The 15,015-nt window shown below is 71.1% G+C and carries 12 protein-coding genes and 1 pseudogene; 4 read left to right on the forward strand and 9 right to left on the reverse strand.

Going from position 1 to position 15,015, the window contains the following annotated elements; genetic code table 11:
- Positions 1 to 175: pseudogene (locus tag BG418_RS32215) on the reverse strand (Crp/Fnr family transcriptional regulator); the annotation flags it as partial.
- 472 nt (positions 176 to 647) lie between these two features.
- On the opposite strand from BG418_RS32215, the gene BG418_RS32220 reads away from it, so the two are divergent.
- Positions 648 to 1,112 (forward strand): hypothetical protein, encoded by a 465-nt coding sequence (locus tag BG418_RS32220; RefSeq protein WP_188277583.1) that lies wholly within the window; start codon positions 648 to 650, stop codon positions 1,110 to 1,112.
- Positions 1,113 to 1,200: 88 nt separating this feature from the next.
- Here the strand turns inward: BG418_RS32220 and BG418_RS32225 are convergent, their stop codons facing one another.
- The 8 genes from BG418_RS32225 to BG418_RS32260 form a co-directional block, all read right to left on the reverse strand.
- Positions 1,201 to 2,361: a CapA family protein gene (locus tag BG418_RS32225; RefSeq protein WP_188277584.1), complete on the reverse strand. Its 1,161-nt coding sequence runs from the start codon at positions 2,359 to 2,361 to the stop codon at positions 1,201 to 1,203.
- The gene (locus BG418_RS32230) at positions 2,358 to 3,152 is read right to left on the reverse strand and encodes a DUF3050 domain-containing protein (protein WP_188277585.1); all 795 of its coding nucleotides are present in this window, start codon (positions 3,150 to 3,152) and stop codon (positions 2,358 to 2,360) included. Before BG418_RS32230 ends, BG418_RS32225 begins: the two co-directional genes overlap by 4 nt.
- Positions 3,149 to 4,855: a M3 family metallopeptidase gene (locus BG418_RS32235; protein ID WP_188277586.1), complete on the reverse strand. Its 1,707-nt coding sequence runs from the start codon at positions 4,853 to 4,855 to the stop codon at positions 3,149 to 3,151. Before BG418_RS32235 ends, BG418_RS32230 begins: the two co-directional genes overlap by 4 nt.
- 7 nt (positions 4,856 to 4,862) lie before the next feature.
- Complete coding sequence (locus BG418_RS32240) at positions 4,863 to 5,717, reverse strand: bifunctional 2-polyprenyl-6-hydroxyphenol methylase/3-demethylubiquinol 3-O-methyltransferase UbiG (protein ID WP_188277587.1); 855 nt, start codon at positions 5,715 to 5,717, stop codon at positions 4,863 to 4,865.
- Between the two features lie 22 nt (positions 5,718 to 5,739).
- A complete protein-coding gene (locus tag BG418_RS32245) occupies positions 5,740 to 6,897 on the reverse strand; it encodes a ThiF family adenylyltransferase (RefSeq protein WP_188277588.1) in 1,158 nt (385 codons plus the stop codon).
- A gap of 336 nt (positions 6,898 to 7,233) precedes the next feature.
- Positions 7,234 to 9,987 (reverse strand): LuxR C-terminal-related transcriptional regulator, encoded by a 2,754-nt coding sequence (locus BG418_RS41005; protein WP_317453835.1) that lies wholly within the window; start codon positions 9,985 to 9,987, stop codon positions 7,234 to 7,236.
- Between the two features lie 135 nt (positions 9,988 to 10,122).
- Positions 10,123 to 11,181, reverse strand: coding sequence for a helix-turn-helix transcriptional regulator (locus BG418_RS41010; RefSeq protein ID WP_188277589.1), 1,059 nt, complete (start codon positions 11,179 to 11,181; stop codon positions 10,123 to 10,125).
- A 65-nt stretch (positions 11,182 to 11,246) separates the two neighbouring features.
- The gene (locus BG418_RS32260; protein WP_188277590.1) at positions 11,247 to 11,630 is read right to left on the reverse strand and encodes a peptidoglycan-binding domain-containing protein; all 384 of its coding nucleotides are present in this window, start codon (positions 11,628 to 11,630) and stop codon (positions 11,247 to 11,249) included.
- Positions 11,631 to 11,865: 235 nt separating this feature from the next.
- On the opposite strand from BG418_RS32260, the gene BG418_RS32265 reads away from it, so the two are divergent.
- From BG418_RS32265 to BG418_RS32275, 3 genes are all read left to right on the forward strand, one after another.
- Positions 11,866 to 12,711, forward strand: coding sequence for an alpha/beta fold hydrolase (locus BG418_RS32265; RefSeq protein WP_188277591.1), 846 nt, complete (start codon positions 11,866 to 11,868; stop codon positions 12,709 to 12,711).
- An 81-nt stretch (positions 12,712 to 12,792) separates the two neighbouring features.
- Positions 12,793 to 13,617 carry an alpha/beta fold hydrolase gene (locus BG418_RS32270; RefSeq protein ID WP_188277592.1) on the forward strand — a complete coding sequence of 275 codons (825 nt, stop codon included), beginning with the start codon at positions 12,793 to 12,795 and terminating at the stop codon, positions 13,615 to 13,617.
- A gap of 139 nt (positions 13,618 to 13,756) precedes the next feature.
- Positions 13,757 to 14,875, forward strand: coding sequence for a PP2C family protein-serine/threonine phosphatase (locus BG418_RS32275; RefSeq protein ID WP_188277593.1), 1,119 nt, complete (start codon positions 13,757 to 13,759; stop codon positions 14,873 to 14,875).
- The last annotated feature ends 140 nt before the right edge of the window (positions 14,876 to 15,015 follow it).

Below are 15,015 nucleotides of genomic sequence, written 5' to 3' on the forward strand. Positions count from 1 at the left end.
GGTTCACCCGGTACGTACCACCCTGCACCTGCACCCACGGCAGCATCCGCAGCAACCACCGAGAGGTGATCTCCTGCATCTGAGGAGCGGACTTGGTCGTGGTCGCCAGATTCCGCGCGGCCGCCGTACCAAGACTCTGCTGCGCGCGGTTCTCGGACCCTGCCTCGACCGACATGTGACTCCCTCTCGATCATTCACCGCAGTCCATCTGCGCCGCCCAGCCTTGCAGGAGGGCGGCGCCCCATCTATTACCCGAAGGACTTACCTACGGATTGGATGTTCGAAGGGAGAACAAGACAGCGGAGACGATTCGAAACGGAACTCCGGATGAATTGACCGGATTACGGCGAGCAGCGGGAGGCTCCGGCGCAAATTCATCGCACTGCGCGCGCTCCGAGATTTTCAGTCATCGCCAGAAAACACATTCTCGCCATGCCAAGAAATACCGTTCAAGGTGACTCGTGTAGGGGATGAATGCGGGCTCCACCCCTGACAGGTGTAGCCTTCCACTTCAGGTCAAAGAGTGACACGAACACGTCACCTCCCTGCGGAGCACACGCTTCCGCCACAACCGTGCTGCCAGAGTCCCGGGTGAGGCTCCCGCCCCGGGCGCCGATGGATGAACTACCTGACCCAAGGAGTTATTCGTGGGGAAGAGAGTCACCACGCTTCTCGCAACCGCCACCCTCGCCACCATGGCGCTGGTCGGCCAGGCGAGCGCGACACCTTTGCACCACAGCCCTTCGGCCACCACCGGCAAGTCGGCGCACGCGCACGCCGATTCGACCCAGATCCGCTATGCGCCGTTCACCCTCAACCACAATCAGTCGGTGAGTTCCGACACCGCCCGCCTGGTGATGCAGTCCGACGGAAACCTCGTCATCTACGACGAGTTCAACCGGGCCCGCTGGGCTTCCAACACGGTCGGCCAGGGCTGGACGGCCCGGTTCCAGACCGACGGAAACTTCGTCGTCTACACCCGCTCCAACCGCCCGGTGTGGGCCTCCAACACCGATGGGCGACCGGGCTCGCGCCTGGCCGTCCAGGACGATGGCAACGTGGTCATCTATGACGGCAGCCGCGCGGTCTGGGCCTCGGGCACCAACCACTGAGCATCTTCCCCAGCTCCTGGCAGGCCGGGCCCCGCACGGGCCCGGCCTCGCCGGTGGGAGCACGCGGGCCGAGGGAGCAGCCCTCACCTCATACCGTCAGCGTCACCAGCGGGCAGCCCGCGAACGTCTCCCCCTCGTCCACGACCTCTGTGCCGAGCCGTGGGTGGGTCATGGACTTCCGGACGTGGCCGAGGACTTCGGCCCAGCGGTCATCGGTGCGGGCGACAGGTCGCGCGATGCCGTCCCGGTCGATCAGACACGGCACCAGACCGCACCGGCCGATCCCGTCGTGGTCGAGCTCCACGAGGGCGACCGCGGTGATCCGGGTGCTCGGGTGGAAAGGGAAGGCGGCGCTGTCCGGGCGCGGGTAGAAGCCGTACTCGCCGAACGCCTCCACCAGCTCGTCCTGGCTCGCCCGGTCGATGTCGAATCCGGCGGCCCGCAGGTCGTCGGGGAAGCGGGGCATGTCGAACACGATGTGCCCGAGCCCGTAGAACACCGGTGTTCCGCCGATGAACTCGGCGCCGCACAGGGCGTGTTGATGGTGGCCGAGCACGAGGTCCGCGCCTGCCCCGGCGATCAGCTCCGCGCACAGCCGCTCGTGCTCGGTGATCACCCACGGCCGGGTGTGGTCGCCCCAGTGCACACTCACCACCACCAGGTCAGCCCGGGCGCGGGCGTCCGTGATGGCCTTCTCGACCCGCGCCCAGTCCCCGTCGTCGAGGACCGACACCACCTTGGCCGGCAGCCCGGGGCACACATACCCCGGGACGGGTGCGGTGTAGCAGTCCTCCGCGCGCAGCGCCGCCACGCCCGGCGTCGACGGTCCTGCCTGGGCGCCGACGGCCAGCACGGAAGTGCAGGCCACCACCGCGACCCGGCGCGCCCCCACCCGTACCGTGGCGGGCCGCAGCGCCTCGGCCGACGACATACCGGCGCCGACCGTACGTACACCTCGTGCGGCGAGCGTCGCCGCGGTGTCGGCGAGACCTCCGTATCCCGCGTCCATGGCGTGGTTGTTGGCCAGGGACATCACGTCGAAGACCGACAGGGGTGCGGCGTTGGCGGTGGCCACCACGGTCGACGTGGGTGATCCCGGTGTCGCGCCGAAGGTGTCGGTCAGCACGCCCTCGAAGTTGCCGAAGACGAGATCGGCCGCCGCGAGCACCGGTTGCACACCTTCCAGCGCGCGGTCCGGCCGGCTGCGGTCGATCAGCACATCGCCGACCGCCGCGATGGTGCGCCTCATATCCGTACGATCTCCTCGGCCACCGCGTTCCACAGCTCGTGCCGGGCGACGAGGGCGCGTCGTACGGTCGTCGCGCACTCGGACCACTTGCGGTCGTCGTCCGCGCACAGGTCGATCAGCATCTGCATCGCCATCGGGGTGTGCTGCTCGCCGTCGATGTCGATGTGGCGGACCAAGTAGTCTTTGAACGAGGTGAGTTGGTGCTGTGCGCCCTCGATCCGCAGGACCCGTTCGAACATGTCGGGGATCAGGTCCTCACGGCCGAAGGCGAAGGCGGCCGCCTGGCAGTGCACCGGGGCGGACTCGATGATGTCCCAGGTGTGCGCGACGAAGTCGGCCGCCGCCGACGGTGCGCCGGAGAGTTTGAGAGCCTCGGCCACCGGGGTGCCGCCCCGCAGCCGCTCGATGAAGGTATGGATCGGGGCGGTGTCCGCGCCCGCCTCGGCCATGGCGGTGAGGTAGAGCTCGAAGTGGCTCAGATAGCCGTCCCCGATCTCGTCGCTCTCCTCGGTCAGCACGATGTCGTTGATGAGCCGCCGACTCGTCGAGGGACCCTGCGGCACCCAGGGCACACTGACGCAGGTGAGCTCTCGCTGGAGGCTCTTGAGCAGGGACATGAAGTCCCAGACGGCGAAGACGTGGTGCTCCAGGAAGACGCCGATACGGTCGAGGCGGTCCAGGTCGTGGTACATCCGGTGGTTCACGATCGCCTCCCGGTCGGGTGTGATCGCCTGTTGCAGTCCCGTGAGTCCCGGGTGGGTGCGGTTCCAGTGGTAGCGGTCGGACATCATGTTCGGCTCCGATACGGAAGACGGGCTGTGGTGAGGGTGTTCAGGCGCGTACGGATCTCTCCGAGCGCCGAGCGCCAGGTCTCGGGATCGTCGATCGACAGCCCGAGCCGGGCCAGTTGTTCGTCGGGCGAGGCCGTACCGCCGGCCCGCAGGAACGCGGCGAAGGCGGAACCGAAGGCGGCGGGGTCATACCGTCGCAACCGGTGCAGCCCGAGGGCGGTCAGTCCCGCGAAGGGGTAGGCGTAGTTGTAGAAGCGGCCCTGGAAGAAGTGGGGGATGCGCATCCACTCCAGCCGTTGCAGCGCGCCGGGGGCGAGGGCCGTTCCGTAGCAGTCACGGTGGGCCTGCTGCCACAGATCGCCCAGCGCCTCGGCGTCGAGCACCCGCTCCTCCTCGCGCAGGTCGTATGTGGCCTGCTCGAACGAGGTGATCATGGTCTGCCGGAACACGGTCCGCATACAGCGCTCGATCCACTGCGCCTCGGCGTCGGCCGCCTGCGTCGGGTCGCCTTCGGTGGCGAGCCAGTCGAGGACGGCCAGTTCGGCGAAGCACGCGGGTACTTCACCGAGCGCGGTCGGGGCGTCGAAGACGAGCGTGGGCTGGGCTTCGGCGGCCAGGACGAAGGCGACCGCGTGGCCGAGTTCATGCGCCAGGTCGAGCAGATCGGCGGGCCTACCGCCGAAGCTGACGAGGACGAAACAGGTCCGCTCGGACGGGACCGGCAGGGAGAAGGTGCGGGAGACCCGGCCGGGGCGGGGCACGGTGTCGATGCGGCCTTCCTCGACGATGCGCCGCGCGACCTGGGCGATCTCCGGGGAGATCCGCGCGAAGGCCGCGAGCACCGTCTCGATCGCCGCCGCCAGCGTCATACGCCCGGCCCCCGGCAGCGGGGCCCGCTCGTCCCAGGCGGCCAGCGACTCCACACCGAGCAGCCGGGCCTTGTGCACGAACCAGCGCTCCGCAAGGCCGTGTTGCAGCGTGATCTCGGTCAGCATGCGGTCGACGGTCGTCGAGTCGAGCCGGTTGTCGAAGTCGCTCATCGCGCGCGGCCGCGCGAGCCCCCGCAGCCGGTCCACCGCCAGCCGGTCCGCGACCAGGGTGTCGTAGGCGAGCGCCAGCGTACGGGCGTACGGCTCAAGGCCGCGTACCAGCGCGTCATACGCGGACCGGCGGACGGCGGGATCGGTGTGGGTGAGGTCGGACCAGGCCTGGTCCAGGGGTGCGAGCAGCCGGTCGTGCAGCAGCCCCCACGCCTGGGCCAGCGGCTCGCGTGCGGCCAGCGCCCGCTCCTGTTCGTCGGGCAGCGGACGCGCCCTCGACTCCCGTGCGGTGAGCAGCAGATGACGGTAGGGCGCCAGGGCGGGTGCCGCGAGCAGCTGCGCCACTCGCTCGTCGGGCAGCGCCTGCCATTCCGTATCGAAGAAGCGAAGGGCGTCCTCGACGGATTCGGCGACCGTGTCCGCGACGAGGGCGAGCTCCGCGCCGGTCTGGCCGAAGACGTCGAGGCTCTGGTGCAGTGCCGCGTAGGCGATGAGATGGGTCAACCCGGCGCGTGCCTGGCCGAGTTCGGCGAGGAGGCGGGACAGGTCGTGTGGCCCGATGCCGCCGACCCGGCCGCGCCAGCGTTCGGCGCACCCCCTGGCCCGGGCGGCGACGGCGGGGCCCGTGGGCGGCGGCGCCAGTGTGGACAGATCCCACTGCATGGCTCGCTCAGCCCTTCGGCCGGGTCGCGCGCATCGTGAAGAGCAGCGGCAGCTCGCCCTCGATGTGCGCCGGCAGCCAGTACGCGCCGTCCTCGCGCTGCTCCAGATAGGGCAGCACCGGGAACCACGCGGACGGGAACTCGTGGACGAACTCCAGGCGCAGCCCGGCGTCGACGACGCTCGTCACGATCTCGCCGAGCGAGTGCGCCCAGGTGTATCCGGACTCGACGACATCGTCGGCGGCGTTGGTGTACGTGCCGTGGAGCTCATGGGCGATCGGCTGCGCACGGTCGAAGTACGGGTAGCGGACGATGGGTTCGCTCACATCGTCGTCGAAGTCGAGGACGTGCAGGACCGGGTGGTACTCGGCCACATACAGGACTCCGCCCGGCGCGAGCAGACGCGCCGCCGCCTGGGCCCACTGGCGGATGTCGGGCAGCCATATGACCGAGCCGAACGAGACGTAGACGATGTCGAAGCGGCCTTCGAGGTCCTTGGGCAGCCGGTAGATCTCCGCGCACCGGAAGTCGGCGTCGAGCCCTGCCGTGTCCGCGAGGCTCCTCGCCTGCGCGACGGCGGCAGGCGAGAAGTCGACGCCCGTGACACGGGCGCCGCGCCGGGCCCAGCTGAGGGTGTCGAGTCCGAAGTGGCACTGGAGGTGGATCAGGGAGCGCCCGGAGACCTCGCCGAGTTCGTCGGGTTCGAACGACCGCAGGGTGCTGCCGCCCTCCAGGAATCCCTGTACGTGGTAGTGGTCGCTGCCCACGTGGAACCCGGTCCAGTTGTCCCACAGGCCGCGGTTGCGCTCGATGCAGCGGTCGGCGTCGGCGGGGGCCAGGGTGGTGACACGCGGTGTACGCATCGGATCGACCTCCTTGTCCGGCTCAGGCCGTCGCGCGCGCGGCGAAGGCGGGTGCGGCAGGGGCGTGGGCGCACACCGGGCAGTCGGGCCGGCGGCTCCACCGCTCGGACTCACGCGGTACGGCGTCGTCGAAGTAGGCCTCCATCAGCCGCCCCTGGGACAGCGGCGGGGCGATACCGGTGGCCAGCCGCACGACCTCGCCGAGAACGTGCGCGGTGTACAGCGTGACCAGCGCGCCGAACGCCGACATGTCCTCGGGGAAGCGCGGCTCGTCGGGGGTCGACGCCGCCCATTCGGTCTTCTTGACACTGATGTCGGCCGACAGCCGGTCGTGCTCGGCCACGTCCGCCTTCCAGCACTCCACGCACCCGGTCACGCCGGGGATCATCGTGTAGTACGCGATACGGCGGCTGTCCACACCACCCGTGATCAGCGTCGCGCCCGCGGTGACACAGGCCTGGTTGATCCAGTTGACGACCTGCATCTTCGGCATGTCCACCGCCGACAGGACGAGGTCCCGCCCCTCGACCACGGCCAGCGCCTCGTCCGCGCAGCCGATGTAGGTCGAGCGGGCGTCCAGCTTGACCAGCGGGTCGTAGGCGAGGATCCGCTCGGTGGCGACCTCGATCTTCGGACGGCCGATGTCGCTCTCGCGGTAGAGGATCTGCCGGTTGAGGTTGGACAGTTCGACGGTGTCGAAGTCCACCACCCGGATGTCGCGCACCCCGAGCCCGACCAGGTCGTACAGCATATGGCTGCCCACACCGCCGAGGCCGAGGAGGACGACCCGGTAGTCGCGCAGCTTGCGCTGAAGGGTGTACTTGCTGGTCAAGAGCGAGCTGTAGTTCTCGAAGAAACCCAGGTTGCGCTTCCAGCGTTCCAGGCTGTGGCCGTCGAGCCCGGGTGCGACGCCTCCGTCCTCGATGAGCCCGGCACGGTCGAACTCCTCGATCGCGGCGTCGACCTCCTCCCGCGTGAGGTCGCGCCCGGCCGCCCGCAGATCACGCTGCACCTCGGGCACGGTCCGGGTGCCGTCGAGAAGGCCCACGAACACTCCGACCCCGCCGTCGGCGTCGGACAACTCGACGCACTTTCCCGGCAGTTGGATGTAGACGTGGTCCGATACCCGGTAGACCGGGAGGGTCGGCTTGATGCGTGGTTTGGCCTGATGGTCCGTCATGACTCTGTCCCCCGTGTTCGGTTCGGATTACGTACGTGGTGCGGGGTGCGGCCGATGCCGCCTGGGGCGGGCGCACGGCCGGAGCCGCACGCCCGCGTCGTTCGAATCAGGTGGCGACGGCGCGGCCGGCGATGCTGGTCTTGCGGGTCTTGAGGACGATCGACATGGTCATTCACCTCCCCGATGTGTGGTGCGAAGTGCGTTGCGAACGGATTCCAGAGTGCGGGGCGGGGACCGATCGGGGGTATTGGCACATACCCCAGGTCGTGGCGCGTGAGGTCGTGAGCACGTCAGTCGTGGACGCGTCAGCCGAGGACGCGTCAGGTCGTGGACGCGTCAGGAGTAGGCCGCCCGGACGACCGCGCTGGCCAGTGCGGCCCGCGAGGTGACGCCGAGTTTCCCGAAGGCGTTGGAGAGGTGCATCTGGACGGTCTTCTCCGTCACTTGCAGCCGTTGCGCGATCTGACGGTTTGTCAATCCTTCGCTGACCAGCGCCGCGACCTCGCCCTCGCGCCGGGTCAGGGCTGCCAGGTCGCCGGGCCGTGCGGCCTCCTGCGGCGGTCGCGTCGCCGCGATGCGGCGCCGCTCGGCCGAGGCCCGGCGAGCGAGCGAACGCGCTCCGCAGGCGGTGAACGTACGGTGTGCCGTGGCCAGTTCGGCCGCCGCCCGGCGCGTATCACCGCGAGCCGTCAACGACGCGGCAGCCGTCAGCCGGGCCCGGTTGGCGTCGATCACCAGGCCCGCCTCGGTGAGCGCGTCGTACGCCGCGACACTCGCTCGGAACGCCGAGTCGGAGCGCTGATGGGCGAGCACCTGCGCCCGGGCGAGCAGCGCCAGTCCGACCCGTCCCGGCAGCGCCAGCGGGCGAGCGGCCGCCATGGCCCGGTCGGCCCAGCGCTCGGCCACGTCGTCGCGCCCGGCGGCCAGCGAGGCGCGGGTGAACAGCTCGCACCAGTCGACCCTCGACCACACGTCCGCCCAGGCCAGTTCGACGCCGCCCACCGTCCGCACGGCCGCGAGGCACCCCGTCGCGTCGCCCGCGTCGAGCCGGGCCTCGGCGAGCGCGCGGGCGACGGACGCGCCCGACCAGCCCCCCACCCCGGCTCCCCCCGGCAGATACTCCGTCGCCGCCGCCCCTGCCCGCAGCGCCGCGTCCAGATCGCCCGTAACCACCGCGATACGGCAGCTCACGGCCAGCGCGCCGCTCCGGGCCTCCTCGGCGCCGGAACGGACCGCCAGTTCCAGCGCCTCCGCGGCGGCCGCCTCGGCCTCGTGGAGCCGCCCCGACAGCTGAGCCACGAAGGCGCGCGCGGTCAGCAGATGCGTCAGCGCGAACTCCCGGCCCGAGCGCCGCGCGACCGCGATCCCCCGGTCCAGATGGCCCATCGCGACCGATGGCCGCCCCAGCATCCCCTCGCTCCACCCGAGCCACAGCACCGCGTGGAGGTCACCGGCGAGTTGCCCATCCAGAAGACCGTCCACCAGACGTGCGGCGGACGCGCTGTGGGCCTGGGCCGAGGGGATGGCTCCGGTGAGCACGCCGGTCAGCGACAGGAGCCCGTGCGCGGTCGCCGCCGGGCCCCGGCTGCCGCACCGCTCGGCGACGGCCAGCGCGCGCTCGGCCCGCGCGGCACAGTCGGCGGGACGGCCTTCACCGAGCTCGTCGCGGGCGAGCGCGAACTCCAGGACACCGGCCGCGTCGGCGTCCCGCGCCGCCCCGTCGAACACATCGAACGCGTCGACCAGCAGCGAACGGGACTCGGCATACCTGCCCAGCGCGCGCTCCACCAGCGCACAGGCGGCCACCGCCTCCGCGTACCGCCCGGCGGACTCGCGCGGCAGCACTTCCAGTACGGCGTGCAGCAGTTCACGGCTCTCGCGCAGCCGGCCGACCGCGCACAGCAGCCGCGCCAGACGGAACTGGAGCCGGGCTCGCTGGGCCACGGCGTCCGTCGGCAGCAGTCGCAGTGCGGCGTGCAGCCACCGCACCGCGCTGTCGGGCTGGCGAAAGCGCACCAGGTGAGCGGCCTCCGCGAGGATGCGCACCGCGTCGCGGTCACCGGGCCGTGCGGTGCGCTCCACATGGAACGCGCAGGCCGCCGCGTCTGCCTGACGATCCGTCAGTGCGGCGGCGACGGTGGTGTGCGCGGCGAGCCGCCAGCCCGGCAGGGCGCTCTCGTAGACCACATCGCGCAGCAGCGGGTGGCGGAAGGTGAACGTTCGCGGTGCCTCGACCGGCCGTACGAGATCTTCACCCGCCAGCTCGTCGATGGCGGAGAGGGTGGCGATCTCGGGGAGACCGGCGATGGCGGCGACGAGTTCGGAGGTGAAGTGCTCCCCCACCACGGCGGCGGCGCGCGCCACTTGGCGTGCGGTCGCGGATACTCGCGCGAGCTCTGCGGCGACCTCGACTTCGAAGGCGGCGGCGTGGGCGTCGGTCCGGGCGTCAACAGTGGTCTCGTCGGCCTGCGCCAGGATCTTCAGATAGAGCGGATTGCCGCCGCCCACACGTAAGAGCTCGGGTAACCGGCTCCCCACGCCTCCAATTCGGTCCGCCAGGGCCGTCGCCTCGCCCACGTCGAGCGGACCGGGACAGACTCGTTCCACTTCCCACCCCCCGGCCAGGGCGCTCCTCAGCAGTGCGCGCAAACGCGGCGACGCCTGCCGGGGCCGGTGGGCGAGGGCGAACAGTACGGGCACCCTCGGCGGCCGCCGCAGCAGATCGTCGAGCGCCGCCAGAAATCCGTCATCCGCCCACTGGAGCCCGTCCAGCAGGAAGACGAGTCCCGTGGGCGGCGACGCCGCCTCCAGCCGCTTGCGGACGTCACCCGGCGAACCGTCGCCCCACACGTCCCCGAACAGCTCCCACGGCCTGCCGCCACCGGTCGCGGTCGCCTGTCCCGTCCGCACCACGTGTCCCCGGGCGGACGCCAGCCGCCCCAGTTCGGCGAGCAGACGGGTCTTCCCGATCCCCGGCTCGCCGGTGATCTCCACCACCTGCGCCGCACCACCGGCGAACCGCCCCACCACGCGGCCCAGTTGGCGGCATTCCGATTCACGGCCGATCAGTGGCTCCGACGTCGACGTCACTTCCGTCCTCCCCGTATGGACGTGTCGCAGGTACATCGCCATGTCCACCGGGCAATGTCCGCTCCAACACCATGAATACGGCTGCCGAGCCTCCCGCGTTCATCCCGGCCGCGGGCCCCAGGCCGAAGGACACCGTCAGGAGTCGAGTACGGCCGTCAGCTCGTCGCGGCCGCTGACCCCGGTCTTGCGGAACACCGCCTTCACATGGGTATTGACGGTGTGCACCGACACGTCCAGGCTGCGGGCGATCTGCTTGGGCGCCGCGCCGGAATACAGATGCTCCACGAGTTGGCGCTCACGGGCGGTCAGGCCGTGCCAGGCCGAGAACGTGGACAGGAGCAGGGGGCCGGTGGCCTCCTGGAGGACCACGGCGACATCGCCCGTACCGTCCTCGTCGAGCGGTTGGGCATGCACCACGACCCGGCGCCCGAGAAAGGCGGCGGGGCTGTAGGCCAGCGGCTTCGGAGCCGCCGGATCGATCCGGTGGCGGCGCGCGGCGAGCGTGATCTCGCGCATCGACACCAGCGGCATCCACTCCGGCGCGAGGCCGCGCGCCGGATCGATCTCCCGCATCCAGGCCTGCGCTTCGGGAGTGAGGGAACGCACCTCGTGGTCGGGTCCGACGACGGCCACCCCCGCCGGCAGCCGCGCACCGCCCGCACCCGGTGACCGGCCGATCGCGTACCGGCGCAACAGCGCGATCAGCAGCGGGGAGATCTCGACCAGCCGGTCCGCGTCGTCCCGGTCGAAGGGTCTGCCGCCCTCCGCCCGCAGCAACGCCAGCAGCCCCCAGAGCCCCTGACCGTCCCGGAGCAGCAACCTCAGCTCGCACCCGGCGCCGTGCGCCGCCAGGATCTCCCGGGCGCGCCGATGTCCCTGGGTGGCCTCAGCCGTACGATCGCGCCCGCCGAGCAGCCCGACCGGTGCGCGCAGCCGCGCGATGTCGACCGGACTGAACGGGTCGTCCCCCAGATACGCGTCGTACAGCTGCGCCCGGACGAGATACGGGCTGAAGTCGTGCAGAAACCCGAACGAGACCGCACCGGTCACCGGGTTCATCCCGAACAGCCGCAACCCGTCATGTGCCACCCAGGGACCGATGGCCTCGGAGACCAGTGCCGCCAGTTCATCCCGTACGAAACGTTCCCCTACCGCCGCCTCCAGACAGCGAGCCAGTCGCTGCACATCCCCCACGCAGCCACTATCGCCCGCGCCCCACAGGCCGGGACAGAGTCTATTCGGGCATCCGCGCGGCTGGTTCAGTTGAGGGTCGGGACCGCCGCCCAGCAGCCGTTGGCGCGCCATACGTCCGTGCCGCCGTTGTTCTGCGCCACCATGAACTCGATGGTGCCGCCGGTCTGCCGCCCGACGACCCCGTCGACCGGGAGCCGCCAGAACCGCTGGAAGTTCTGCACGGCGGTCTTGGTGTTCGTGCCGTAGACGCCGTCGACGGCGAGCTTGGTCCCCGCGTACGCGTTGAAGGCGCGCTGGACGCATTTGATGCCGGCCTTGTTGTGCGAGCCGGTGCCGATGGTGGCGACACCGGGTTTGGCCTGCGCGGCGGTGGCGCCGAACAGGCCGCCGACCAGCAGTGCGGCCGCTCCGAGAGTCACCGATACACGTCGGGTGGTGTCGAGGCTCATGTCGTCTCCCGTTGTCACGTCGTGCGAGGTCCGAAGTCCGGCGCGAGTACGTTAGTTCATGGCTTCTGGCGGGTCATCGGACCCCGGGATGACAATGCACGTGAACCAGCACGGTAGGCGGCGGTGCGCTACCGCGCTGGTTGTACGACGGCGGGCGCAGCGGTATGAACCCCCAGCTCAGCGCCTACCCAAACCCTCTTGCCCTGATCGTCGCGCGGCCATCAGGATGGCGACCATGCCTACCTTCACCGCCGTCGACGGCACCGAACTCGCCTATCACCTCGTGGGAGAGGGCGAGCCCCTGCTCTGTCTGCCCGGTGGCGCCATGCGCGCCTCCGCCTATCTGGGTGATCTCGGCGGACTGTCGAAGCAGCGCACCCTCGTGCTGCTCGATCTGCGCGGTACCGGCGACTCCGGTACACCCGACGACCCGGCGACCTACCGCTGTGACCGGCAGGTCGCCGATGTCGAGGCCCTTCGCGCACACCTCGACCTGGACCGGATCGACGTCCTCGCGCACTCGGCGGGCGGCGACATCGCCCTGCTGTACGCCGCCGCGCACCCGGACCGCGTGCGCTCCCTCACCCTCATCACCCCGCGCGCCCGGGCCCTGGGCATCGACTTCACCCAGGAGCACCGCCGGGAAGCCGTCGCTCTGAGGGCGGGCGAGCCGTGGTTCACGGACGCGTACGACGCGTACGAGCGCATCTGGGGCGGCTCCGACGCCGATGCCGACTGGGACGCCGTCGTGCCCTTCTTCTACGGGCGCTGGGACGCGGCCGCGCAGGCGCATGCCGCACTCGACGTCTCGCAGACCAATATGGAGGCCGCCGAACTGTACGCGCCCGACGACGCGTACTCCCCCGCCGAGGCCCGGTCCGCCATCGCCGGCTCGGGCGCGCGGGTACTCATCCTGGCGGGCGAGCTGGACAGCGGACCGCTCCCCCGCGTCGCCGAGGCCATGGCGGAGCTGCTGCCCGGGGCCGAACTGGCCGTCCAGCCCGGCGCCGGCCACTTCCCGTGGCTCGACGACCCCGCGTACTTCACCAGGACCGTGGAGACGTTCCTCCACTCCTGCTGAGGGCGATGAGTTTTCGCCGCGCCCGAAGTCCTTCCTCTGTCACCGCGACCGCGGACGACCCCGTACGGAAGGACCGATGGAATGACCACCATCCAGAGCATCGACGTCCCCGGCGCGCGCCTGCGCTACGAAGTGCGCGGCGCGGGGCCGCTGCTGCTGGTCATGGGGGCGCCGATGGACGCGGCGGCGTTCGCGCCGCTGGCCGAGGCGCTCGCGGACGACCACACCGTCGTCACCCACGACCCCCGGGGCATCTCGGGCAGCACCCTCACCGACCCGGAGCAGGACTCCACACCCGAGCTGCGGGCCGACGACGTCGCCGCCCTCCTCGACGCCCTCGGCGCCGAGAACGCCGACGTGTTCGGCAGCAGCGGCGGCGCGGTGACCGGGCTCGCGCTCGTCGCCCGTCATCCAGGACGCGTCCGCACCCTCGTCGCGCACGAGCCGCCGCTGCTTGAGCTGCTGCCCGACGCCGCCGTGCGGCGCGCCGAGACCGACGACATCGTCGCGACCTTCCACCGCGAGGGCCAGGGGGCGGCGTGGATAAAGTTCATGGCCGGCGCGGGGTTCGACACCGGCGGCGACACCGGTGACGACGGTGCCCCCGCCGCGGCCCCGTTCGAGCCCACGCCGCAGGACATCGCCAACGGCGCCCGCTTCTTCGAGCATGAGCTGCGCGGCACCACCCGCCATCTGCCCGACTTCGCCGCGCTGACAGCGGGCCCGGCCCGGGTCGTCGTCGGCATCGGCGCCGACTCGCGCAAGCTGATCACGTATCGGACCTCCATGGCGCTGGCCGAGCGGATCGGTACGACGCCGGTCGAGTTCCCCGGCGACCACGGGGGCTTCGTCGGGCGACCGAAGGAGTTCGCCGAGGTGCTGCGGCGGGTGCTGGCGGGGAACTGAGTGCGAGGCGGCGGGGGCCTCCGCGCGCTGCGGCCGGTGCGCTCCGGGACCTGTGCGAGGGCCCGGTCGGCCGGGGACTTCATGTGTCTGTCGGCCGGGCGTGGGGGATCCGGGCCGGGGTGCGGTGTATTCAGGAGTCATGGATCTTCGGGAACTACGCACGGATCAGCACCCGTACCACCCGCTGCGCCATGCGTTGCTGGTGGCGCCGTTCGCGTTGATGGCCGTGGTATCGGTGCTGGACGTCCTCGCGCCGCCCAATGTCCACCTCGGACCGTTCCTGGCGGCGGCCCCGGCCATCACCGCGTCGTTCGCCGGTCCCCGGACGACCGGTCTCGTCGGCGCCGTCGCCGTACTGGCCCAGGTGGTGGTCGCGATGGTGCGCGGCAGCGTCACCGACCTCAACCACTCGGTCCAGATCGTCTCGCTGATCCTGATCTCGGTGTTCGTGACGCTCTTCGCCCATCTGCGCGAGGTGCACGAGCGGGAGCTGATCCAGCTGCGTTACGTGGCGGAGGCCGCGCAGCGGGTGGTGCTGCGCCCGCTGCGCGAACGGATCGGCCCGTTGCACATGGCGTCCATGTATCTGCCCGCCGAGGCGGAGGCACAGATCGGCGGCGACCTGTACGCCGCCGCCCGTACGCATCTGGGCACCCGGCTGATCATCGGCGACGTACGCGGCAAGGGGATGGAGGCCGTGGGGGACGCGGCCGTCGTGCTGGGCACGTTCCGGGCCGCCGCCCATCAGGAGGCCGAACTGTCCGGCCTGGTCGCCTATCTGGAGGGCGCCGTCTGCCCGGACCTGGCCGACGTCGGCCCTAACGGCGACGAAGTCGACGACCGGGCCGAGGCGTTCATCACCGCCGCCGTGCTCGACATCCCCGATGGCGAACCGGCGCTCCGCCTCATCAACTGCGGCCATCCCCCGCCGCTGCTGCTGCGCGAGGGCCGCGTCATCTCCTTGGACGTGGCCCAGCCGGCACCGCCCCTGGGCCTGGCGGGCCTCGCGGAACCCGCCCTCGTCGCGGAGACGTTCGCCTTCGAGAAGGGCGACATCATGCTCCTCTACACCGACGGCGTCATCGAGGCGCGGGACGGGGCGGGCACGTTCTATCCCCTGCCGGAGCGCCTGGCCACCTGGTCGGGCACGGGCCCCGCGTCGCTGCTGCGCCACCTCTGCGACGACCTGATCGCCCACGTGGCGGGCCACCGACTCGGCGACGACGCGGCGATGGTGGCGATCGAACGCCTGCACTGAGCATGGGCGCCGGGGGCGGTGCCGCACTCGAAACGCGGCGTGCCCGCGGCCTGTTGTGGCCGCGGGCACGCCGCGTTCGACACGTACCGGGGTGGGGCCGGACGGCGTTACGTCCCCGTCTTCCGGGTCCTACCGTCGGC

Origin of the sequence: Streptomyces sp. CBMA152 (assembly GCF_014596475.1) — a bacterium.
GTDB lineage: Bacteria > Actinomycetota > Actinomycetes > Streptomycetales > Streptomycetaceae > Streptomyces.